Annotated in this window: 16 protein-coding genes and 1 pseudogene; 12 read left to right on the forward strand and 5 right to left on the reverse strand. The window is 69.8% G+C overall.

What is annotated here, in order from left to right:
* Positions 1-151 precede the first annotated feature (151 nt).
* The 5 genes and pseudogenes from frc (at position 152) to OHB49_RS40870 (ending at position 5572) form a co-directional block, all read left to right on the forward strand.
* Positions 152-1381 (forward strand): formyl-CoA transferase, encoded by a 1230-nt coding sequence (frc, locus tag OHB49_RS40850; RefSeq protein WP_329166025.1) that lies wholly within the window; start codon positions 152-154, stop codon positions 1379-1381.
* A 359-nt stretch (positions 1382-1740) separates the two neighbouring features.
* Positions 1741-1980: pseudogene (locus OHB49_RS40855) on the forward strand (hypothetical protein); the annotation flags it as partial.
* A 460-nt stretch (positions 1981-2440) separates the two neighbouring features.
* Positions 2441-3826, forward strand: coding sequence for an OFA family MFS transporter (locus OHB49_RS40860; protein ID WP_329166027.1), 1386 nt, complete (start codon positions 2441-2443; stop codon positions 3824-3826).
* 194 nt (positions 3827-4020) lie between these two features.
* Complete coding sequence (locus OHB49_RS40865; protein WP_030976136.1) at positions 4021-4572, forward strand: beta-class carbonic anhydrase; 552 nt, start codon at positions 4021-4023, stop codon at positions 4570-4572.
* Positions 4573-4771: 199 nt separating this feature from the next.
* The gene (locus OHB49_RS40870; RefSeq protein ID WP_329166028.1) at positions 4772-5572 is read left to right on the forward strand and encodes an acyl-CoA dehydrogenase family protein; all 801 of its coding nucleotides are present in this window, start codon (positions 4772-4774) and stop codon (positions 5570-5572) included.
* On the opposite strand, the gene OHB49_RS40875 is transcribed toward OHB49_RS40870, so the two are convergent.
* Positions 5533-6219, reverse strand: coding sequence for a GntR family transcriptional regulator (locus OHB49_RS40875; protein ID WP_030976140.1), 687 nt, complete (start codon positions 6217-6219; stop codon positions 5533-5535). The genes OHB49_RS40870 and OHB49_RS40875 overlap by 40 nt on opposite strands.
* A 426-nt stretch (positions 6220-6645) precedes the next feature.
* Here OHB49_RS40875 and OHB49_RS40880 point away from each other — a divergent pair, with 426 nt between their 5' ends.
* The 5 genes from OHB49_RS40880 (at position 6646) to OHB49_RS40900 (ending at position 13721) form a co-directional block, all read left to right on the forward strand.
* Positions 6646-7176, forward strand: coding sequence for a formate dehydrogenase subunit gamma (locus OHB49_RS40880; RefSeq protein WP_329166030.1), 531 nt, complete (start codon positions 6646-6648; stop codon positions 7174-7176).
* Positions 7173-8762: a formate dehydrogenase beta subunit gene (locus tag OHB49_RS40885; protein ID WP_329166031.1), complete on the forward strand. Its 1590-nt coding sequence runs from the start codon at positions 7173-7175 to the stop codon at positions 8760-8762. The genes OHB49_RS40880 and OHB49_RS40885 overlap by 4 nt, the downstream gene beginning before the upstream one ends.
* Positions 8759-11581 (forward strand): formate dehydrogenase subunit alpha, encoded by a 2823-nt coding sequence (gene fdhF, locus OHB49_RS40890; RefSeq protein ID WP_329166033.1) that lies wholly within the window; start codon positions 8759-8761, stop codon positions 11579-11581. The genes OHB49_RS40885 and fdhF overlap by 4 nt, the downstream gene beginning before the upstream one ends.
* 5 nt (positions 11582-11586) lie before the next feature.
* Positions 11587-11799: a formate dehydrogenase subunit delta gene (locus OHB49_RS40895; RefSeq protein ID WP_329166035.1), complete on the forward strand. Its 213-nt coding sequence runs from the start codon at positions 11587-11589 to the stop codon at positions 11797-11799.
* Between the two features lie 512 nt (positions 11800-12311).
* Entirely contained in the window at positions 12312-13721 is a 1410-nt protein-coding gene (locus OHB49_RS40900; protein WP_329166036.1) for an OFA family MFS transporter, read from the forward strand.
* Between the two features lie 209 nt (positions 13722-13930).
* Here OHB49_RS40900 and OHB49_RS40905 read toward each other — a convergent pair whose 3' ends face one another.
* From OHB49_RS40905 to OHB49_RS40915, 3 genes are all read right to left on the reverse strand, one after another.
* A complete protein-coding gene (locus OHB49_RS40905; RefSeq protein ID WP_329166038.1) occupies positions 13931-14629 on the reverse strand; it encodes a GntR family transcriptional regulator in 699 nt (232 codons plus the stop codon).
* Between the two features lie 90 nt (positions 14630-14719).
* On the reverse strand, positions 14720-16192 hold the full coding sequence (gene pntB, locus OHB49_RS40910) for a Re/Si-specific NAD(P)(+) transhydrogenase subunit beta (protein ID WP_329166040.1): 1473 nt from the start codon (positions 16190-16192) through the stop codon (positions 14720-14722).
* 6 nt (positions 16193-16198) lie between these two features.
* A complete protein-coding gene (locus tag OHB49_RS40915; RefSeq protein WP_329166042.1) occupies positions 16199-17743 on the reverse strand; it encodes a Re/Si-specific NAD(P)(+) transhydrogenase subunit alpha in 1545 nt (514 codons plus the stop codon).
* A 251-nt stretch (positions 17744-17994) separates the two neighbouring features.
* On the opposite strand from OHB49_RS40915, the gene OHB49_RS40920 reads away from it, so the two are divergent.
* Both OHB49_RS40920 and OHB49_RS40925 read left to right on the forward strand, forming a co-directional pair.
* Positions 17995-18969 carry a 2-dehydropantoate 2-reductase gene (locus OHB49_RS40920; protein ID WP_037853192.1) on the forward strand — a complete coding sequence of 325 codons (975 nt, stop codon included), beginning with the start codon at positions 17995-17997 and terminating at the stop codon, positions 18967-18969.
* A gap of 164 nt (positions 18970-19133) precedes the next feature.
* Positions 19134-20069, forward strand: coding sequence for a LysR family transcriptional regulator (locus OHB49_RS40925; protein WP_030976161.1), 936 nt, complete (start codon positions 19134-19136; stop codon positions 20067-20069).
* Positions 20070-20105: 36 nt separating this feature from the next.
* On the opposite strand, the gene OHB49_RS40930 is transcribed toward OHB49_RS40925, so the two are convergent.
* On the reverse strand, positions 20106-21680 hold the full coding sequence (locus OHB49_RS40930; RefSeq protein ID WP_329166044.1) for a FadD7 family fatty acid--CoA ligase: 1575 nt from the start codon (positions 21678-21680) through the stop codon (positions 20106-20108).
* Between the last annotated feature and the right edge of the window lie 149 nt (positions 21681-21829).

Genomic DNA, 21829 nt, shown 5'->3' on the forward strand with positions numbered 1-21829 from the left:
TACGGTATGCAATCTACAGTGTGGGGTTGTGCAGGCGCGATGACTGCCGTCGTCGCGCAGGGTGTGCGTGTGGGGGCCGGGCCCTCACACGACCGTGTTCCTCTCCAGCCCGAACCCGACGACACGACACATCAGCGAGGTGAGGACGGCCATGGCAAAGGCACTGGAAGGCATCCGAGTTCTGGACATGACGCACGTGCAATCCGGGCCCTCGGCCACCCAGCTCCTCGCGTGGCTCGGCGCGGACGTCATCAAGGTGGAGGCGCCGACCGGCGACATCACGCGCAAACAGCTGCGCGACCTCCCGGACGTCGACTCCCTGTACTTCACGATGCTCAACTGCAACAAGCGGAGCGTCACTCTCAATACCAAGACGGAGCGCGGCAAGGAACTGCTGACCGAGCTGATCCGGCGCTCCGATGTGATGGTGGAGAACTTCGGGCCGGGCGCCGTCGACCGGATGGGGTTCACCTGGGAGCGCATTCAGGAGATCAACCCGAAGATCGTCTATGCGTCCATCAAGGGATTCGGCGAGGGTCCGTACACCAACTTCAAGGCGTACGAGGTCGTCGCCCAGGCCATGGGCGGTTCGATGTCCACCACCGGCTTCGAGGACGGTCCGCCGCTCGCGACCGGCGCGCAGATCGGCGACTCCGGAACCGGCATCCACGCCGTCGCCGGCATCCTGGCTGCACTCTTCCAGCGGGAGAACACCGGGCGTGGGCAGCGCGTGAACGTCGCCATGCAGCACGCCGTGCTCAATCTGTGCCGGGTGAAACTGCGGGATCAGCAGCGGCTCGCGCACGGCCCGTTGGTCGAGTATCCGAACGAGGACTTCGGGGACGAGGTGCCGCGCTCCGGGAATGCCTCCGGCGGCGGGCAGCCCGGATGGGCGGTGAGGTGTGCTCCCGGCGGGCCCAACGACTACGTGTACGTGATCGTGCAGCCGGTCGGCTGGCAGCCGCTGAGCGAGCTGATCGGGCGGCCCGAGCTGGCCGATGACCCCGAGTGGGCGACCCCGGAGGTGCGACTCCCGAAACTCGGCAAGATGTTCCAGCTGATCGAGGAGTGGACCTCGACACTCCCCAAGTGGGATGTCCTGCAGAAGCTCAACGCCCACAACATCCCGTGCGGGCCGATCCTCTCCACCAAGGAGATCGTCGAGGACGAGTCGCTGGTCGCCAACGAGATGGTCGTCCGGGTGGAGCACCCGGAGCGCGGCTCGTTCGCCACCGTCGGATCCCCGCTCAAGCTCTCCGATTCCCCCGTCGACATCACCAGCTCGCCGCTGCTCGGCGAGCACAACGAAGAGGTCTTTGTCGGTGAACTCGGCGTCAGTGACGAGGAGTTGGCACTGCTGCGGACCGGCGGGGTGATCTGATGCCGCTCGGATCGGCCGGCGGCGTGTTCGTACGTACGTGTTGTCGTCATGGCCACGCCGGTCGGCGTCGGTCGTGCGCTGTGCACCGCGTCGCTCGGATTCACGGGTATCCGCACTGCACCGCCCGTACCGCCCGTATGGCCTCAGGCTGAGGCGTCGGCCCTCATCGTGCCCGCGGCGGCGGACCCCGTCCGCCGCCGCGGCGCGGGTGCGAGGCCGGACGGTGTGTTCTCAGGCGCCCCCTGGCACCGTCCGGCCCGCCCACCCGGCGTCATCTCACCTCACGACGGCGCAGTGGAACGGCAAACCGAAGCCATGAGCGCCACCGTGAGCGCCGTCGACGACCCGTCGCACGATCGCACGAGTATGCGGTGCCCACCATCCGCGAGGTCGTCAACTTCTTTCGGCTGCACGGAAATGCAATATCGGCAGGCCCAGGGGCGGGGTGTGCCCTGCGCGCGTCCACAGCGACGTGCGGAGCGACCGCGCCATTGGGGTGCCCGGCCCCTCTTGACGCGCTCAGCACGGAGATCGGCTTCACGCCGCCGAGCCTGCGCGGTCTCGACTCCGTGGATGCGATCCGGCCCCTGAGTGACGGGAGGCGCATCGAGGGCCGCGTACCGCCCGGAGCCCCTGCGCCGGTGTCGCTGGGCTTCGCTGACTTGAGCAACACCCCAACGCCCAAAGGAGATCATGGTCCGATGGGAGCCTGCCGCGGTCCGATGCGACGTACGCGGACCTCCGCGCGACATCCGGGCGAGAAAGACGGAGTGCGGCCCCTAGACAGAGCGGCGGCCCGTCTACAGAATACGGTCTACTCCATATCGTATGCAAAGCGTTCGGCGTGTGGAGTGGATCACTGTTCCCGTCGTCGTGGAGGGGGTTGCACATGTGGTGACGCGAAGTCAGGACTTGTGAGCGCACGCGCGCTCCGGGCCGGGTCAGGGTGCAGGGAACCCAGCCGGCCGTGGGGCGGATCGCGGGGCGGACTGGTCCTGACGGCACGTGGGAACCGGACAGGGGGCGCTGACCAGGGTTCTGCGACGTAGGGGAAATGGCATGACGACAACTGACACACTGTCACACGTCCCGTTCAGGGAGGTGACGGACCGCAACGGCCGCGTGTACCGGCTCGGTGAGAGTGACCGGGACATCATGCGGAGACCGCGCTGGACCATGGTGTTGTTCCCATGGATCGGCATGATGGGCATCAGCTCGTCGGAGTACGCGTTCACCTCCGCCGAGGAGACCTTGCACGACGCGCACCTGTGGGCCAGCGGCCACATCTTCTGGCTGATGGGGGTCTGGATCTTCTTCCAGGCAGCTGTCGCCTTCCCGGCCGGTCAGCTCCGTGAGAGCGGGCGGCTGCCGGCCAAGAGCGCGATGATGCTCGGAGCGCTGGGCACCCTGCTCGGCTATCTCTCGCTGGCGTACGCGCCGCATGTCATCGTCGCCTACTTCGGCTTCGGCATGTTCAGCGGTATCGGCGCCGGACTCGTCTACGCGACGTGCGTGAACATGGTCGGCAAGTGGTACCCGGAGCGCAAGGGCGGCAAGACCGGCATGGTCAACGGCGGTTTCGCCTATGGCTCGGTGCCGTTCGTGTTCCTCTTCACCTCGTACATGGATCTGTCCAACTACCAGGGTGTACTGGTCTCCGTCGGGGTCATCTGCTGTGCGGCCGTCGCGGTCGCCGGCTGGTTCTTCAAGGACCCGCCGAAGAACTGGTGGCCCGATCACGTCGACCCGCTGAAGGTCTCGGACGACCCGAGGATCGTGCGTTCGCTGGCCAAGAACCCGCCGTCGGCAAAGCAATACACCCCGCGTGAGGCGGCCCGGACCCCGGTGCTGTGGATGATGTGGTTCTGCCTGCTCTGCACGGCGGGCATCAACATCTTCGGAATCGCCATGCAGGTGCCGTTCGGCAAGGAGATGGGGTTCGCCGGCGGCATCGTGGCCACGGCCATGTCGCTCAAGGCGATCGTGAACGGGACCGGCCGGGGTGTCATCGGCTGGATCTCCGACCGGTACGGACGCCGCAACACACTGATCATCGTCTGTCTGGTCCTGGGATCCGCACAGTTCGGGGTGTTCTTCTCCGGCGACATCGGTTCGATGCCGTTCTTCCTGTTCTGCTCGATGGTCTCCGGCTTCGGTGGCGGCGCCATCTTCCCGCTGTTCGCGGCGATGACCGCGGACTACTTCGGTGAGAACAACAACGCCTCGAACTACGGAATGGTCTACAGCTCGAAGCTGATCTCCGGCCTGGTCGGCTCCGGTGTCGGCGCCCTCGTGGTCGGTGCCTGGGGCTACGGCGGTGCCTTCGCCCTGGCAGGCAGCATCGGTCTCGCCTCCGCCGTGCTGGCGGTGTTCCTACGGGCACCGAGCCGGCCGAAGGAGGGGACCGGCGCGGCCGCAGGCGCGGTCGAGAGGGAGGCGTTCTGAGCAGGAGGTGAGGGTTCGGCCCGCCGCGCGGGGGGCGCGGAGCCGGGGGGTCCCGGCGCGGCGCCCCCGCAGTGGGCCGCCCACGCTCCTGACGACCACTTCTGGTCTCCCTTCTGTCGCCCCGGTTCGCCGGGGCGACAGCGTTCTGCCCGGCTCCGTTCTACCCGAGCATCGACCCTGAGAGGCGACCGAGCATGTTGACATCGACACCTTCCGGTGCACGCCCGTCCACCGGTTCCCCTGGCCAGGAATCGGTCATCGACTCCCTGGTGCGGGCCAACCGCGCCTACGCCGACGCGTTTCGCGACCCCGGAATGGATGCCCGGCCCGTCCTCGGAGTGGCGGTCGTGGCCTGCATGGACGCCCGAATCGACCTGCACGCCGCGCTCGGCCTCGAGCTGGGGGACTGCCACACCATCCGCAATGCCGGTGGAGTGGTCACCGACGACACCATCCGCTCCCTCACCATCAGCCAGCGCGCCCTGAACACCCGGAGCGTCGTCCTCATCCACCACACGGGGTGCGGCCTGCAGACGCTCACCGAGGAGTTCCGGTACGAGCTGGAGCGGGAGGTCGGGCAGCGGCCGGCTTGGGCGGTGGAGTCGTTCCGGGACGTCGACCAGGACGTACGGCAGTCGATGCGGCGGGTGCATACGTCGCCCTTCCTGCCGCACACCGACGACGTGAGGGGCTTTGTCTTCGATGTGGCATCGGGGCTGCTGAGGGAGATCTCGGACCTCGACTGAGCGATCCCCGCGTCCGCGCGACTTTGCGCCTTTCGAAGGGGAGTCGGGTGGCCGTGGCCGTCCGACACATAGCGCCGCGGGCATCAATGGCATACTGTATGCAATGCAAGCAGTGCCTCGCCGCTCCGCCATCCGCGGCCGAGGCCATCGGGACCGCCCGCCCGGGGCGGATCGGACATCGCACCTGAGGGGGCGCCCCGTGTCGAATCCCAGCGCACTGCAAGACGTCCTGGACCACGTCATCGCTCCGGCCGGCGAACTGGCGCGCCGGGAAGGGAAGTTCCCGCGCGAGGCGGTCTCGGCCCTCGGTCGGGCCGGGCTCCTCGGGCTGACCTGCTCGGCCGAACCGGAAGGTGGCGGCACCTACTTGGCGCGAGCCGCCGAGGTGGTCGCCCGGGTCATGCCCGTGTGCCCGGCCACGGCTGCGGTGCTCCAGTCCCACTACGCTGCGGCCACGGTGGTCGAGGCGTACGGCGGCCGGTGGCTGCGGGGTGAGGTCGCGGCCGGCCGCCACCTGTGCACCCTCGCGTTGGTGGAGGACGGCGCCGGGGCGGTGCGCTCGACCGCGCGGCGTACCGGAGGCGTGGTGGTGCTGCGGGCACACAAGCGTGATGTGGTCGCCGCAGGTGAGGCGGACAGCTATGTCTGGTCGTCGCCACCTGTCGCCTCGGACGGTGGCCTGACGCTCTGGGGCGTGCCGGCCCACGCTCCCGGCCTGTTCGTTCCGGCGAGCGCCAACGGGGCGCCGTTTGCCAGCGCCACGTCCACGGTGGTCGCCGACCCGGTGCGCGTCCCGGCCGAGGCGATGCTGGGGGCGGACGGCGAGGGTTCCAGGATTCTGCTCGGCGCCGTGCTGCCGTGGCTGCTCGAGTTGAGTGCCGTCATCGGGTCCGACGCGGTGCACCCCTCACTGGGCGCGCTGGCGCGATCCGCTTCCGGGACCGCGCGCTCCGGCGACGGTCAGGCGTTCGCGGCCTCGGCTGCGATGGCTTTGCGGTAGGTGCGGGTGCGCTCGGTGTGCTTGCGCATGATCTCGCCGGCCCGCTCCGGGTCGCCCTTCGCGATGGCCTCGATGAGGCGGGCGTGCTCGTTCCAGGAGCCCTTGGAGCGGGAGTTGGCGATCGGGGTGTAGTACCAGCGGACCTTGCGCCCCACCTGCGCGATCAGCTCGGCGAGCACGTCGTTGCCGCCCACGGATGTGATGTAGGTGTGCAGGGCCGTGTTCGCGGCGACCAGGCGGTCGGTCGTACTCTCCGCCAGTGCGTCCACGCCCTCCTGCTGGAGCTGCCACAAGCGCTCGATGTGCTCAGGCTTGGCGTGCTGCGCGGCCAGTTGTGCGGAGTAGGTCTCCAACACCGTACGGACGTCGAGGAGCTGGGTCGCCTCCTCCTGCGTGGGGGTGTGCACGAACGCGCCCTGGGCGGGCCTGAGGTCGACCCAGCCGTCCGTGTGCAGGCGCTGCAGCGCCTCGCGCACGGGCTGCCTGCTGACCCCCAGCTGCTCGGCGAGTTCTGATTCGACCAGATGCTGGCCCGATTTCAGGGTGCCACTGATGATCAGCTCTGCCAGGGCATCGGACACCGCCTGGCGCAGCGGCGTCGGGCGGGCGACGCGTCGGGCGGAGCCAGCAGTCAGGCCTTGGCGCATGGTTCTCCTGTTCCGCCCCCGAGCTCACCGAGTCGGTGGCTGTGCCGGCCGTTACCCCCGGGCGGACCGCGCGGCGGTCCATTCAGGATACAGGTTTTCGTATGCAGTGTGATGTCCCGCGACGACCTTGCGTGATGTCCCACCGGGGCGGAGGGTGGTCGCGCGCTGGATCAACGCAGTGCCCCAACAGCGGAGTTGACCGGCCGCCGGAGCGGGAGCGGCAGGCGACTCCATATGGGATCCTGTATGCAAAAAGCTTGTATGCATCAGGGTTGCATGCTTCGCTAGGACTGTTTCGCCCCTTGCGCCGTGCGCGCGAGGGGAGGTCGAGGTGCCCCTGTGAACGCGAACCGTGGTGCTCGGACCGGACCCCCAGGTGCCCGTGCCCGTACTCCTTCCACGGCCCTGACGAAAGGCCGCACGACCATGAAGATCCGGACCAGTGATCCGACGGTGGAGCAGGTGGTGAGGAAGATCGCCGCCGCCCATCGCGAGCAGCGTGGCGCTCTGTTGCCGATCCTCCACGCCGTGCAGGCCGAACTGGGGCATGTGCCCAAGGAGGCCGTGCCGGTGCTCGCCGACGAGCTCAACCTCTCGCGGGCCGACGTACACGGAGTGGTGAGCTTCTACCACGACTTCCGCGCCGAGCCCGCGGGCCACCGCACCGTCCGCGTCTGCCGCGCGGAGGCCTGCCAGGCTCAGGGCGCGGGGCATCTCGTGGAGTACGTACGGCAGATGGGACTCACCCTGGGCCGGACCGCCGAGGACGGTTCGGTCACCGTCGAGCAGGTCTTCTGCCTCGGCAACTGCGCCCTCGGCCCCGCCGTCGAAGTGGACGGACGCCTGCACGGCCGGGTGGACACGGAACGGCTCGGCGCGCTGCTCCACGGAACCGACCAGACGCGGCGCAACGGCGTCGGCGCCACACCCGACGGAAGTGAGGCACCCCGGTCATGACCCAGCATCCCGCACAGCCCCATGTGCGGATCTACGTCCCCCGCGACTCGGCAGCCCGGTCCGTGGGTGCCGACGAGGTGGCCTCCGCAATCCAACAGGCCGCCGACAGCGCTGACGTGGCCGTCGATCTCGTACGTACCGGATCGCGCGGCATGCTCTGGCTCGAGCCGCTCGTCGAGGTCGCCACCGAGCACGGGCGTATCGGCTACGGTCCGGTGACCCCGGACGACGTTCCCGCACTGCTTGCCGCCGGCCTCCTCGACGGCGGCGAGCACCCCCTGCGCCTCGGCCCGGTGCACGAACTGCCCTGGCTGGCCAAGCAGAACCGGGTCACCTTCGCGCGCGTCGGCGTCATCGATCCGCTCGACGCCGACGACTATCTGCGCCACGGCGGTCTCACAGGGCTGCGTACCGCGCTGAAGCTCCCGCCGGCCGACGTGGTCGCCGAGGTGACCGACTCGGGCCTGCGTGGGCGTGGCGGGGCGGGCTTCCCCGCAGGCATCAAATGGAAGACCGTCCTCGACTGCCCGGGCGAGCTGAAGTTCATCTGCTGCAACGCCGACGAGGGCGACAGCGGGACCTTCGCCGACCGCATGCTCATGGAGGGCGACCCGTTTCTGCTCATCGAGGGCATGACGATCGCCGCGCACGCCGTCGGCGCCCGCGAGGGCTACCTGTACATCCGCTCCGAGTACCCGGACGCGGTCGCCACGATGCGCGCCGCCATCGACACGGCCCGCGACCGCGGCTGGCTCGGTACCTCGGTCCTCGGCACGCCGCTCGAGTTCGATCTGCACGTGCGGGTCGGAGCGGGCGCGTACATCTGCGGCGAGGAGACCTCCATGCTGGAGAGCCTGGAGGGCAAGCGCGGCATGGTCCGCGCGAAGCCGCCGATCCCCGCGATCGAGGGCCTGTTCGGCAAGCCGACCGTCGTCAACAACGTCCTGACGCTTGCCACCGTCCCCGTCGTCCTCGCCCAGGGCGCCAAGGCGTACCAGGAGCTCGGCGTGGAGCGTTCCCGCGGCACCCAGGTGTTCCAGCTCGGCGGCAACATCGCCCGCGGCGGCATCGTCGAGACCGCCTTCGGTATCACGCTGCGCGAACTCATCGAGGAGTACGGCGGCGGCACGCGGTCGGGCCGGCCGGTGCGCACCGCGCAGGTCGGCGGGCCGCTCGGCGCCTACCTTCCGCCCTCCTCGTTCGACCTGCCGATGGACTACGAGGCGTTCGCCGCGGCGGGGGCGATGGTCGGCCACGGCGGCATCGTGGTCTTCGATGACACCGTCGACATGGCCGCCCAGGCGCGCTTCGCCATGGAGTTCTGCGCGGCCGAGTCCTGCGGCAAGTGCACACCGTGCCGGGTCGGTTCGGTGCGCGGCGTCGAGGTGATCGACAAGATCGTGGCGGGAGAGCAGAGGGACGAGAACCTGGCGCTCCTCGACGACCTGTGCGAGCTGATGACCGAGGGCTCGCTGTGTGCGATGGGCGGACTGACCCCGCTGCCCGTGCGCAGCGCCCTTACGCACTTCGCGGACGACTTCCTCGGCGAAGTCGCCGCCGACACGAGGACGGAGGGCACGGCATGACCCTGCTCAAGGAACCCGATCACGGCACCCCGGGGCGACCGGGAGAGGCCACGGTGGCGCTCGAGGTGGACGGCATTCCGGTGAGCGTGCCGGAGGGCACCTCGGTGATGCGTGCCGCCTCGCTCGCCGGCGTCGACATCCCCAAACTGTGTGCCACCGACTCCCTGGAGGCCTTCGGCTCCTGCCGGCTGTGCGTGGTCGAGATCGACGGCCGGCGCGGCACACCCGCCTCCTGCACCACCCCGTGCGCCGACGGTATGCAGGTGCGCACCCAGACACCCAAGGTGGAGAAGCTGCGCCAGGGCGTCATGGAGCTCTACATATCCGACCACCCGCTGGACTGTCTGACGTGCCCCGCCAACGGCGACTGCGAATTGCAGGACATGGCGGGCGTCGTCGGACTGCGCCAGGTGCGCTACGGCTACGAGGGGGAGAATCACCTCGACGCCGAGAAGGACACCAGCAACCCCTACTTCGACTTCGACGCGTCCAAGTGCATCGCCTGTTCCCGCTGTGTGCGTGCCTGCGGCGACATCCAGGGCACGTTCGCCCTGACCATCGAGGGACGTGGCTTCGACTCCAAGGTGGCGGCGGGCGCGGGGGAGTCCTTCATGGACTCCGAGTGCGTCTCCTGCGGAGCCTGCGTGCAGGCGTGCCCGACGTCCACGCTCCAGGAGAAGTCGGTCGTCGACCTCGGCATGCCCACCCGCTCGGTCCTCACCACCTGTGCGTACTGCGGCGTCGGCTGCTCCTTCAAGGCCGAACTGCGCGGCGACGAACTCGTCCGCATGGTGCCGTACAAGGACGGCGGCGCCAACGAGGGCCACGCGTGCGTCAAGGGCCGCTTCGCCTTCGGCTACGCCACGCACCCCGACCGCGTCCTCAAGCCCATGGTGCGCGAGAAGATCACGGACCCGTGGCGTGAGGTCGAGTGGGACGAGGCCATCGCCACCGTCGCGCGCCGGATGCGGGCACTGCAGGACACGTACGGGACGGGCGCGGTCGGCGCGATCACCTCCTCACGGTGCACGAACGAGGAGGTGTACGTCGTCCAGAAGATGGTGCGCGCCGCGTTCGGCAACAACAATGTCGACACCTGTGCGCGCGTCTGCCACTCGCCCACCGGCTACGGGCTCAAGCAGACCTTCGGTGAATCCGCGGGCACCCAGGACTTCCGCTCGGTCGCCGAGGCCGACGTCATCATGGTGATCGGAGCCAACCCCACCGACGGGCACCCGGTGTTCGCCTCCCGGATGAAGCGCCGGCTGCGCGAGGGCGCTCGCCTCATCGTGGTCGACCCGCGCCGCATCGACCTCGTACGCTCGCCGCACATCGAGGCCGACCACCATCTGCAACTGCGACCGAGCACCAACGTGGCCGTGGTCAACGCCATGGCGCACGTGGTGGTCACCGAGGCGCTCGTCGACCAGAGCTTTGTGGCGGAGCGGTGCGAGGGCTACGAGGAGTGGGCCGCGTTCGTGGCCCGCCCCGAGAACAGCCCCGAGGCCGTCGAACCGGTCACCGGGGTTCCGGCCGAGGAACTGCGCGCGGCCGCCCGGCTGTACGCCGGCGCACCCAACGGGGCGATCTACTACGGTCTGGGCGTCACCGAGCACAGCCAGGGCTCGACCATGGTCATGGGAATGGCCAACCTTGCGATGGCGTGCGGGAACATCGGCCGCGACGGCGTGGGCGTCAATCCGCTGCGCGGCCAGAACAACGTCCAGGGCTCGTGCGACATGGGCTCCTTCCCGCACGAACTGCCCGGCTACCGGCATGTCTCCGACGACGCGGTGCGCACCGTGTTCGAGGACCTGTGGGGCACCGCTCTGCTGTCCGAGCCGGGGCTTCGCATCCCCAACATGTTCGACGCGGCCATCGACGGCTCCTTCCGCGGCCTGTTCGTGCACGGCGAGGACATCGCGCAGTCCGACCCGAACCTGAAGCATGTCACCGCGGCCCTGGAGGCGATGGAACTCGTCGTCGTCCAGGACCTGTTCCTCAACGAGACCGCCAAGTTCGCGCATGTGTTCCTGCCCGGGGCGTCGTTCCTGGAGAAGGACGGCACCTTCACCAACGCGGAGCGCCGTATCAACCGGGTGCGCGCGGTGATGGCGCCGAAGGCGGGCAAGCACGAGTGGCAGATCGTCACCGAGATCGCCACCGCCATGGGGTATCCGATGGCGTACGACCACCCGAGCCAGATCATGGACGAGATCGCCGCGGTCACCCCGACCTTCGAGGGCGTCTCCTTCGGGCTGCTCGACAAGGTGGGCAGCGTTCAGTGGCCGTGCAACGCCGAGGCGCCCGAGGGGACGCCCGTCATGCACATCGACGAATTCGTCCGCGGCAAGGGCAAGTTCGTCGTCACCTCGTACGTGCCGACCAATGAGCGCTCCACCCGCCGCTTCCCGCTGGTGCTCACCACCGGGCGCATCCTCAGCCAGTACAACGTCGGGGCGCAGACGCGCCGCACAGGCAACGTCGCCTGGCACCCCGAGGACGTACTGGAACTGCATCCCCACGACGCGGAGGACCGCGGGATCACCGACGGTGACTCGGTCACTTTGGCCAGCCGGGTCGGCCGCACCACGCTGCGGGCCATGGTCTCCGACCGGATGCCGACCGGCGTCGTCTACACGACCTTCCACCACCCGGTCACCGGCGCCAACGTGGTGACCACGGAGAACTCCGACTGGGCGACCAACTGCCCGGAGTACAAGGTGACGGCCGTCCAGGTCGCCCTGGCGTCGCCGGGGCACGAAGGGGCCACCGCGGCCGCCGAGGCCCCCGTGGGCGCCCTGACGGCGGGAGACTGACACACATGGCCGCCACCGAGCCGTCCGAATGCCGCATGGCCAATGACATCGCGCTGAACCTCGCCCATCTGCCCGCAGGGCAGGCGGCCACCGAACTGGCCGGACACATCGGCAGGTTCTGGGACCCGCGGATGCGCACCAGGCTGCGCACGCTGGTGGACTCCGACGCGCCGGGCGTGCACCCGCTGGTCGTCGAGGCGGTGAAGCTGCTGCGCTGACAGCGGAGGTGAGGACGCGGCCCGCTGCGATGTGACGCAGCGGGCCCTGTCCCGTGCAGCCCCGCGGGGAGCCCCGCGGGGCCCTTCGGCATGCCCGGAACCAGTCGTCCCACTCGACTGCGGCGCGTAACGGCACGGCGTCCAAAGGTAGTTGGGTAATGCACTGGTCAAGCTTCATGCCGCCCCACTGGACACACGATTTCAATACTCCATACCGTATGCAATCACCGGTCGGGCTCCCTGCGCCGTGACCGGCAGGTCAGTTGTCTGCCATACCTCGCTGCGGCCCCGAACCTGCCGCGCCGAGGCCGAACCACCAGGTCACCGCCTGCACGCCGGCGGACTCCGGGATGCCGCCCCGGACCCGTGACGCGCCGACGGCGTACCCCCTACCCGCGCCCGGCGAGAGCCCGGGCGCGCACCGTGGAGGGGAGTCGCTTTCACCCACCGCATGAAGAGCAAGGCCCCAGGGGGCGCACGCCAAGCTCTTTTTCAGGCAAGGGAAGGCACACATGTCAGTAACACCGCAGGCGACTCCCTCGTACCGAGAGGTCGTCGATACCAACGGACGCGTCTACCGCGTCGGGGAGAGCGACCGCTCCATCCTGGGCAGGCCTCGGGCGTGGATGGTCTGGCTCCCGTGGATAGCGATGATGGGCGTCAGCGTCTACGAGTACGGCTACAGCTCGGCGGAGTCGACCCTCGAGCACGCCCATGGCTGGACCCTCACCGAGGCCTTCTGGATCGCCAGTATCTGGGCGGTCTTCCAGGCGGGCGTCGCCTTCCCGGCGGGCAGGCTCCGCGAGACCGGAAAGCTCTCCGCCAAGACGGGCATGCTCCTCGGAGCGGTACTGTCCGGGTTCGGGTTCCTCTCCATCTCCCACGTCTCGAACCCCATCGTGGTGATACTCGGCTACTCGGTGCTCGGTGGCGCCGGCTCCGGACTCGTCTACGCGACCTGTATCAACATGGTCGGCAAGTGGTATCCGGACAACAAGGGCGCGCGGACGGGCTTTGTCAACGGCGGATTCGCCTACGGCACACTGCCGTTGATCTTCGTCTTCAGCTACTGGTTCCACGCCGACAACTACCGGTTGGTCCTCGACCTGATCGCCCTCGGCATGGTCCTCCTCGTCGGCGGCTGCGGCTTCTTCTTCCGCGACCCGCCGAAGAGCTGGTGGCCGCACGACGTGGACCCGCTCAACCGGGGCGGCGGCGAGGACGCCGAGCGTGTGGCGCGCAGACTGCGCAAGAACCCGCCGGCCAAGGGGCAGTTCACCCCGATGCAGGCGATCAGGACCGGGCAGCTGCCGCTGATGTGGTTCGCCCTGGTCTGCATCGGCGGCGTCTCGCTCTTCGGCATCAACTTCCAGGTCCCCTTCGCCAAGAGCCTCGGGTTCGGGCCGCTGATCGCCGCCTCGTCGGCGGGTGTGCTCGCCGTGGTCAACGGGGTGGGCCGGGCCGCCGTGGGCTGGCTGTCGGACACCATGGGCCGCCGGCAGACCCTGACACTGGTCCTCGTGATCGCGGGCGTCGCGCAGTTCGGCGTGCTGTGGTCGGGCCAGGCCCATAACGAGCCGCTGTTCCTGATTTTCGCCTTCGTCAACGGCTTCGGCGGCGGCGCCTTCTACCCGCTGTTCGCGGCACTGGTCCCGGACTACTTCGGGGAGAACAACAACGCCACCAACTACGGCCTCGTCTACAGCGCCAAGCTGGTCGGCGGTGTCGGCGGCGGTGGCTTGGCCGCTTCGGTGATCAGCGCCTGGGGCTACTCGGGCGGCTACTACCTGGCAGGCGGCATCGCCTTCTTGTCGGCTCTGATCACCTTGCTGCTGCGCCAGCCCGGCCGGCCCGCGGACCAGGAGCGGCCCGCCGTGCAGGCCGTCGCCGACAACCGGGGGCTGACCGGCGCGGCGAACTGAGCGAACGCCCGGGCGCGACTTCGCGCCCGGGCCCGCAGACCGTGCGCGGGTGCGTACACAGCGTTGGGCGGCGGCGGCAGTCGTCCGGCGCGGCGCCCGTGGCACGGGTGGGGCCGGACGGTGGGGTGCGCTCCCTGCTCCGTCCGGCCCCGACCACATTGCCGTGTCAGGTCCCTTGCCTGAGGTGAGGTCGGCTGGAGTCGCCGCGGTCACGCCCGGGCCGGGGGTGCAGCGGTCAGCTGCCGGCAGTAGAAGTCGGTGGTCGTCCGGGTGTGATGGTGCATCAGCTCTTCGGCCCGGTCGGCGTCACCGGCCGCGATGCGGTCGATGATGTCGGCGTGCTCGTTCCAGGCGTCCTTGCCGCGTGGCCGGGCGATGGGCATGTAGTACCAGCGCACCCGGCGGTCGACCTGCCGGATCAGCTCGGCGAGGATGGGGTTGCGCGCGAGCTCGGTGATGAAGCCGTGCAGCGCCGCGTTCGCCTCGACGATGCCGCGTGCGTCGTCCGCGGAGAGCGCAGCTATTCCGGCGGCCTGCAGTTCCCACAGGCGCTTGATGTCCGGACCGGTCGCGTACTGTGCGGCGCCGCGCGCCGAGTGGGTCTCCAGGACGGCGCGGACGCTGAGGAGTTGAGTGGCCTCCTCGACGGTCGGGCTGTGCACGAATGCGCCCTGTGCGGGGCGCAAGTCCACCCATCCGTCGGCCTGGAGGCGCAGGAGCGCCTCGCGCACCGGTTGGCGGCTCACGCCGAGGTCCTCGGCGAGTTCGGCCTCGATCAGATGCCGGCCCGGCTGGAGTACGCCCCCCACGATCAGCTCGATCAGGACGTCGTAGACGGCCTGGCGCAGGGGCGCGGGCCTGTTGACGGGTGTCGTCACGGTGGCTGGGAAAGTGCGTGGCTCGCGCATGGGCTCCCTGGTGGGCTGCGGGGAGGTGCTGGTGATGGAGCGAGAGGAATCACGTACAGCATATAGGCTTCTGTATGCAATCTGTGTATGTCAGGCAGGTGCGGGTTGTTCCGCCGGCCGACTTCCGGAGCTCGCCGCCGGGCTCGGGTCACTCGCCGCCAGTTCGCGCAGGATCGCTTCCACGCTCTGCTTGGCGTCGCCGAAGAGCATGCTGCTGTTCTCCCGGAAGAACAGCGGATTCTGCACACCTGCGTACCCGGAGGCCATGGACCGTTTGAACACGACTACGTGCTCCGCCTCCCACACCCGCAGCACCGGCATCCCCGCGATGGGGCTGGCCGGATCGTCCATCGCCGCCGGGTTGACGGTGTCGTTGGCGCCGATGACCAGAACCACCGAGGTGTCGGCGAAGTCGTCGTTGATCTCGTCCATCTCCAGGACGATGTCGTAGGGTACGCGGGCCTCGGCAAGAAGTACGTTCATGTGCCCCGGCAGCCGCCCCGCCACGGGATGTACGCCGAAGCGCACGGTCACGCCGCGCTCCCGCAGACGGCGCGTCAACTCCGCCACCGGGTGCTGCGCCTGGGCGACCGCCATGCCGTACCCCGGGGTGATGATCACCTGCGTGGCGCCCGCAAGTGCGCTTGCGGTGTCCTCGGCGCTGATCTCCCGGTGCTCGCCCTGCTCCTGCTCGCCGCTGGGTGCGGCCTCGACGCCGAAGCCACCCGCGATGACGGAGAGGAAGGACCGGTTCATCGCCCGGCACATGATGTACGACAGGTAGGCACCGGAGGAGCCGACCAGCGCCCCGGTCACGATGAGCAGGTTGTTGTCCAGCAGGAAGCCGGCCGCCGCGGCGGCCCAGCCCGAGTAGCTGTTGAGCATCGAGACCACGACGGGCATGTCGCCGCCGCCGATGGAGGCGACCAGATGCCAGCCCAGGACGAGCGCGAGCACGGTGACGGCGATCATCAGAGCGAGGTTCGGGCTGACGGTGAACCAGACGGTCAGGGTCACGAACGCGACAAGGGCGCCGGCGTTGAGCAGGTTCTTCCCGGGCAGGGTCAGCGGCCGGGACTTGATGCGCGCCGACAGTTTCAGGAACGCGATCACGGAACCTGTGAAGGTGACCGCGCCGATGAAGATGCCGATGAACACCTCGGCGTGATGGATCCGCAGCAGCGACCCGGCCAGCTCGGTGGAGCCCGGGCGCTGTGCCTCGACCTCCAGGTAGCTGTTCCAGCCGATCAGTACGGCGGCGAGCCCGACGAGGCTGTGCAGCACGGCGATCAGCTCGGGCATCTGGGTCATCTCGACCCGACGGGCCTGCCATAGGCCGATCGCGCCACCGATCGTGCCCGCGACGGCGATCAGCGCGATCGACTCGCCGGAGACGGAGCGCCCGGCGACGACGACGGTGGCGACGAGCGCAAGCGCCATTCCCGCGATGCCGTAGGCCACCCCCGCCCGGGCGGTGTGGTGCCGGGAGAGCCCCGCCAGGCTGAAGACGAACAGCAGCGCGGCAACGATGTCGGCGGCCTGGGCCGCCGTGGATGCGTTCATCGAACATCAGCCTTTCGAGAACATGCCGAGCATGCGACGGGTGACGGCGAATCCACCGAAGATGTTCACGGTGGTGAGCAGGATTGCCAGGAAGGCCAACACGCTGATGGCCAGGGGCGGGTGGCCGATCTGGAGCAGTGCCCCGACCACCACGATCCCTGAGATCGCATTGGTCACCGACATCAGCGGGGTGTGCAGCGCGTGGTGGACCTTGCCGATCACGTAGTAGCCGATGACCACGGCAAGCGCGAACACCGTGAAGTTGGCGGCGAGTTGTGGGGGCGAGACGGCGATGAGCGCGAACAGGGCGAGCATCCCGAGCCCGATCAGTCCGTAGCGGCCCGCGGGTGGCAGGCGTCGCGGCGTTGCCGGATCGACCGGTGACGCCGATGTGGCCGGGGCCTTCGCGGGCGTCGCCGAGACCGCGACGGGGGGCGGCGGCCACAGCGTCTCGCCCTCGCGCACCACGGTCACCGTCCGCTGTACGACGTCCTCGAGGTCGAGCGTCAGCTGCCCGTCCCGTTCCGGGGTGAGCAGCTTCAGCAGGTTCACCAGGTTCGTGCCGTACAGCTGTGAGGCCTGGGCGGGCAGTCGGCCCGCGAGGTCGGTGTAGCCGATGATGGTGACGCCGTTCTCGGTGACGACGGCCCGATCGCTCACCGTCCCTTCGACGTTCCCGCCCTGCGCCGCCGCCATGTCGACGATGACGCTTCCCGGCTTCATCGAAGCCACTTGATCGGCCGTGATCAGCCGTGGCGCCGGGCGCCCCGGGATGAGGGCCGTCGTGATGATGATGTCGACATCCCTCGCCTGCTCGGAGTAGATCTCGGCGGCGCGCAGGTCGTACGCCTCGGAGGTGGCTCGCGCGTATCCGTCGTCCGCCGACTCCTGTTCGACCTCGACGGGCAGGAACTCACCACCCAGTGACCGTACTTGGTCGGCAACCTCGCCGCGCGGGTCGGTGGCCCGGACCACCGCGCCGAGGCTTCCGGCGGCTCCGATGGCCGCGAGGCCGGCCACACCGGCGCCGGCCACCAGTACCTTCGCGGGAGGCACTTTGCCCGCTGCGGTGACCTGTCCGGTGAAGAATCGTCCGAAGGCGTGGGCCGCCTCGATGACCGCCCGGTAGCCGGCGATGTTGGCCATCGAACTGAGCACGTCCAGGGACTGGGCCCGCGAGATGCGGGGCACGGCGTCCATGGACAACGCGGTCAGCCGCCTGCTCGCGAGCTGGGTGAGGAGTTCGGCGTGCTGCGCGGGGGCGAGCAGGCCGATGATCGTCGCCCCGTCCCGCAGCCGTCGCACCTCGTCGTGGGACGGCGCGTTGACCTTGAGCACGACATCGGCGTGCCAGGCGTCGTCGAGGCGCGCGCCCGCCTCGACGTACGACGCGTCGGAGAAGCCCGATGCGGTTCCGGCGCCGGTCTCGACGACGATTTCGTAGCCGAGCCCGATCAGACGGCGGACGGTGTCCGGGGTGGCCGCCACTCTGGTCTCCCCGGAGGTCGACTCGGCGACCACGCCTATGCGTTGTGGTGGTGACGCAGACATTGCTCTCCATTTCTCAGGGGCCTTGCGGGTCCGTCGGTGCGCAGGGGGCGTCAGGAGCGGAGGAAGCGGGCATCGGACAGGAGGCGCGCAGCTTATTGTGTGCAGTTCGCTCGACGCCAGGGCGAATCCGGGCGGGTGGTCGGGGGCATCGCGGCCGTATCGGTTCGGGTTCGAAGGGTATACATCGGACCCGCAGACTGCATACAGTATTCAATCACAATCACTCGCCCTTCCTCCCGAGAGGAGATGACGTGAAGATTGCTGTCCTCGGAGCCGGCGCGATCGGAGCCTTCGTAGGAGCGGCCCTGCACCGGGGTGGTGCCGATGTCCACCTGATCGCCCGCGGTCCGCACCTGCAGGCCATCCGCGAGCGCGGCGTCAGGGTCATCAGCCCGCGCGGCGACTTCGTCGCCCACCCGCACGCCACCGACGACCCCACCGAGATCGGACCCGTGGACTTCGTGTTCCTCGGGCTGAAGGCACACTCCTATCAGTCCAGCGGCCCGCTGATCGAACCGCTCCTCGGCGCGCACACCGCCGTCGTCGCCGGGCAGAACGGCATCCCATGGTGGTACTTCCACCGGCTCGCCGGCCCCTACGAGGGGCGTCGGATCGAGGCGGTGGACCCGGGCGGCGCGACCAGCAAGGTCCTCGCGCCGGAGCGGGCCGTGGGCTGCGTGGTCTACCCCGCCACCGTCATCGAGGCCCCCGGCGTGATCCGCCACCTCGAAGGCACCCGCTTCTCCATCGGCGAACCCGGTGGCGGGATCTCGGCGCGGTGCACCGCGCTGAGCGAGGCGATGATCGCGGGTGGACTGAAGTGCCCCGTGGAGCCGAACCTGCGGGACGACATCTGGATCAAGCTGATGGGCAACGTCGCGTTCAACCCGATCAGCGCGCTCACCCGGGCCACGATGGTCGAGATCTGCCAACATCCGCCGACGCGACGGCTGGTGGCCCAGCTCATGGAGGAGACGCTGGACATCGCCGCCAGGGTCGGCAGCACACCGGACATCTCCATCGAGAAACGCCTGCGGGGTGCGGAGGGGGTCGGCGACCACAAGACGTCGATGCTCCAGGACCTGGAGGCGGGCAAGCAGTTGGAACTCGACGCCATCGTGACCGCGGTGGTGGAGATGGCCGATATCACCGGTGCCGAAGCACCCAGGCTCCGCGCAGTGCACGCGGCCACGGACCTGCTGGCGCGCCGCACCGGCACGGGATGAGGGCCGGCCCGGCTCCCGCAATGACCAGGGGAGCCGGGCCTTCGGCGTGGGCGAGGCGCCGCCCGGGTCGCCGGGTAAGCTCGGGCAGCGCAGCCACCGCAGGCGTGTTCGGCCTGGTCGGGGCGGGGACGTATGGGGTGCGGGGGACGAAGCAGGAGGCGAGCATGCTCTTCCGTCAGCTGGAGTACTTCGTGGCGGTGGCCCGCGAGAGGCACTTCGCGCGGGCCGCGGAGGCCTGCTTCGTCTCGCAGCCCGCACTGTCTGTGTCGATCGCCAAACTGGAGCGCGAGCTCAACGTCACGCTGATCAACCGCGGCCACAACTTTCAGGGCCTGACGCCCGAAGGAGAGCGTCTGGTCGTCTGGGCCAAGAGGATCCTCGCCGAGCAGGAGGCGTTCAAGGCCGAGGTGGCCGCGGTCCAGTCGGGCATCACCGGGACGCTGCGGCTGGGCGCGGAGCCCACAGCCTCGACGACGCTCGCGCTGCCGGTGACGGCGTTCTGCACCGCGCACCCGCTGGCCAAGGTCCAGGTGCGGTCCCGCCTGTCCACCACGGAACTCATCCGGCAGCTCCGCGCCTTCGAACTCGATGCGGCCATCGCCCACTTCGGCCCCGAGGACCGGGACGGGCTGCAGGTGACGCCGCTTTACGAGGAGCGGTACATGCTGCTCGCCGCGGCCGATCAGCTGCTGCCCCAGTCCGATACCCTGACCTGGGCCGAGGCGTCCCAGCTGCCGCTCGCGCTGCTCACCCCCGACATGCGGATCCGTCAGGTCATCGACGCAGCGTTCACCCGCAGCGGAGTCACCGTCATCCCGCAGGTGGAGACCGACTCCGTGGCCACTCTGTACGCGAACGTGGGCGCGGGCGCCTGCACCAGCATCGTGCCGCACACCTGGCTGAGGGCCCTGCCGGTCACCGGCCGGATGCGCGTGCTGCGGCTTGTCGAGCCGGACGCGCGGGCGCTCATCTCGGTCGCGATCCACGACGCGACGCCGGGCTCGCTCGCGGCCCGCGCGTTCATCACGGCGGCGGCCTCACTGCGCCTGGACGAGTTCTTCGACCGGCCGCTGCCCGTGCCGGAACCCCTTGTCCGCTGAGCCGAGGCGGCTACGGCCGGCCCGCCCGGCCGGAGGTCACCGGGCGAAACGCAGCTGGACCGCCTGCCGGTCCAGCGCTCCCTTGGCCGTGCGCGGCAGCGCCGGTACGACCTGGATCCGCTCGGGCACCTCGAAAGGGGCCAGCCGTCCCAGGCAGTACCTGGCGATCTCCGCGGGCTCCGCGTCCTCCCCCTCGCGCAGCACCACCGCCGCGCCCACCCGATGCCCGTGCCGCTCATCCGGCACCCCGAACACGGCTGCCTCGGCGACGGCGGGACAACCGCACAGCACGTCCTCGACGTATTCGGGGGAGACCTGGTCGCCCGCCCGCGTGATCAGGTTCCTGATCCGGCCGGTGAGGAACAGGGCGCCGTCGCCGTCCAGATGACCCAGGTCCCCGGTGCGCAGCCAGCCCTCGCCGAACCCGCGCACAGTCGCCGCCGGATCGGCGAGATAGCCCCTGGCCACGCTGGGGCCGCGCACCCAGACCTCGCCCTGCACACCGGGCGGGCACGCCTGCCCCGACGGGTCGACGACCTGGATCCGCGTCCCGGTCGGCCGGCCCACCGAGCCGTGCTTGGATGTACCGGGCGGCGGCAGGGGCTCACTGCTGGCCTGATGGGCGGCCTCCGTCATGCCATAGGCCGACAGCAGTGGCACCCCGAGGGTGCGCTCCAGGGCCCGCTGGGTCGCGGTGTTGAGCGGAGCGCTGGAACTGCGGGCGAAGCGCAGGGGCGGTGCGAGTGGCGCGGGATGTTCACCGGCCGAACGGTCGAGGAGGATCTCGTGGATGGCGGGCACCGCGGTGAACCAGGTGGCCCCCACCGCGCGCATGTCGTCCCAGAACGTGTCGGCCGAGAAGCGCCCCCCGGCCGGGAGCAGCACGCAGCCGCCGCCGGCGAGCGTGGCGAGCAGCGCCGCGACCAGCCCGTGCGTGTGGAAGAACGGCATGACCGCCACCGTCGCGTCCCGCGGCCCCAGTTCGTACGTCGTGCACAGCACACGCACCGCCGCGGCCACGTTCCCGTGGGTCAGCGGCACCAGGCGGGCCTGGTCCATGGTGCCCGCCGTCGACAGGATCAGGGCGTCGTCCAGGGCCAGGCCCGGCGGGGGTGTCCCGTGCAGCCCGAGCGGCGCGCGCGTCGTGTCGAGCGTCACCTCACAGGGGGCGCCGGGCGTGACCCGTACCCGCACCGGCCAGGCGGCCGGCACGCCCGCGGGTGCCTCGGGCCCGCACAGCACCACCCGCGCCCCGAACACCCCGAGCCGCACGCCCAGCTGACCGGGAGGCAGGGCCGGATCCAGTGGGGCGACGACCGCGCCGGCCCGGGCCGCTCCGAACAGAGACACGACGAACTCGACGGTGTTCGCGGCGACCAGTCCCACCGGGTCCCCGGGCCGTACCCCGGCGGCCGTCAGCCGGCGGGCCAGGTCGTCGGCGAGCGAGGCGAGGCCGGCGTACGACAGCTCGATGCGCTCGGCGCCGACGACGAGGGCCCGCGAGTGCGGACGCGCCCGCACGGGCCGGGACAGCAGATCGACGAGGCCGGTGAGCGCGGGCGGGTGGTAGCGGTCCGGCTCATGCACGGACGCCGTGGCCACTGTGGTCATCACCGCACCTCCTCGCGCCAGTTGAGGCGAACAGCCGACACGGCTGAAACGGTCGACTGCGAGCCTGCGGGCCACGGCCCGTGAGCGTCCAATGCACAACCGCGAACGGCCGATAGCGGGCGGCTATCACCGCAGGTGCCAAGGCCTGT

Source organism: Streptomyces sp. NBC_01717, from assembly GCF_036248255.1.
In the GTDB taxonomy this organism is placed as follows: domain Bacteria; phylum Actinomycetota; class Actinomycetes; order Streptomycetales; family Streptomycetaceae; genus Streptomyces.

Excerpts from the sequence above, each read along its gene's own strand:
- pntB (WP_329166040.1), bottom strand. The coding sequence starts at position 16,192 with ATGAACGCATCCACGGCGGCCCAGGCCGCCGACATCGTTGCCGCGCTG.
- frc (WP_329166025.1), top strand. The coding sequence starts at position 152 with ATGGCAAAGGCACTGGAAGGCATCCGAGTTCTGGACATGACGCACGTG.
- OHB49_RS40860 (WP_329166027.1), top strand. The coding sequence starts at position 2,441 with ATGACGACAACTGACACACTGTCACACGTCCCGTTCAGGGAGGTGACG.
- OHB49_RS40905 (WP_329166038.1), bottom strand. The coding sequence starts at position 14,629 with ATGCGCGAGCCACGCACTTTCCCAGCCACCGTGACGACACCCGTCAAC.
- OHB49_RS40880 (WP_329166030.1), top strand. The coding sequence starts at position 6,646 with ATGAAGATCCGGACCAGTGATCCGACGGTGGAGCAGGTGGTGAGGAAG.
- OHB49_RS40865 (WP_030976136.1), top strand. The coding sequence starts at position 4,021 with ATGTTGACATCGACACCTTCCGGTGCACGCCCGTCCACCGGTTCCCCT.
- OHB49_RS40885 (WP_329166031.1), top strand. The coding sequence starts at position 7,173 with ATGACCCAGCATCCCGCACAGCCCCATGTGCGGATCTACGTCCCCCGC.
- OHB49_RS40930 (WP_329166044.1), bottom strand. The coding sequence starts at position 21,680 with ATGACCACAGTGGCCACGGCGTCCGTGCATGAGCCGGACCGCTACCAC.
- OHB49_RS40925 (WP_030976161.1), top strand. The coding sequence starts at position 19,134 with ATGCTCTTCCGTCAGCTGGAGTACTTCGTGGCGGTGGCCCGCGAGAGG.
- OHB49_RS40900 (WP_329166036.1), top strand. The coding sequence starts at position 12,312 with ATGTCAGTAACACCGCAGGCGACTCCCTCGTACCGAGAGGTCGTCGAT.
- fdhF (WP_329166033.1), top strand. The coding sequence starts at position 8,759 with ATGACCCTGCTCAAGGAACCCGATCACGGCACCCCGGGGCGACCGGGA.
- OHB49_RS40875 (WP_030976140.1), bottom strand. The coding sequence starts at position 6,219 with ATGCGCCAAGGCCTGACTGCTGGCTCCGCCCGACGCGTCGCCCGCCCG.
- OHB49_RS40915 (WP_329166042.1), bottom strand. The coding sequence starts at position 17,743 with ATGTCTGCGTCACCACCACAACGCATAGGCGTGGTCGCCGAGTCGACC.
- OHB49_RS40895 (WP_329166035.1), top strand. The coding sequence starts at position 11,587 with ATGGCCGCCACCGAGCCGTCCGAATGCCGCATGGCCAATGACATCGCG.